Origin of the sequence: Acidisphaera rubrifaciens HS-AP3 (genome assembly GCF_000964365.1) — a bacterium.
GTDB lineage: Bacteria > Pseudomonadota > Alphaproteobacteria > Acetobacterales > Acetobacteraceae > Acidisphaera > Acidisphaera rubrifaciens.
The window spans coordinates 1-300 of sequence record NZ_BANB01001134.1 but is presented as its reverse complement, the minus strand read 5'-3'; the positions used below and the strand labels follow the sequence as shown (position 1 = coordinate 300).

The 300-nt window shown below is 70.0% G+C and carries 1 pseudogene; it reads left to right on the top strand.

Going from position 1 to position 300, the window contains the following annotated elements:
* Positions 1-35: 35 nt before the first annotated feature.
* Positions 36-300 (top strand): annotated as a pseudogene (locus B8460_RS20390) (hypothetical protein); the annotation flags it as partial.

Sequence of the window (300 nt, the reverse complement as noted above, 5' to 3'; positions counted from 1 at the left end):
CGTTGATATGCGGCCGGCGAGGTGGCAAGTCGCGCGTGCTCGCCCTGATCGCCGCCTTCCTGGCCACGGTCCCGGATTACTCTGCGCACACCGCGCCGGGCGAGACTCTAGTCTGCGCCATTATCGCCGCCGATCGCCGGCAGGCGCGCGTGATCCTCGGCTACGTCGCGGGCTTGCTGCGCGCCGTGCCCGCCCTCGCCGCGATGATCGAGGACACGCTCGCCGAGTCGATCCGCTTGACAAATGGCGTGACGATCGAGGTCCACACCGGCAGCATCGGCGCACCGCGCGGACGCACCT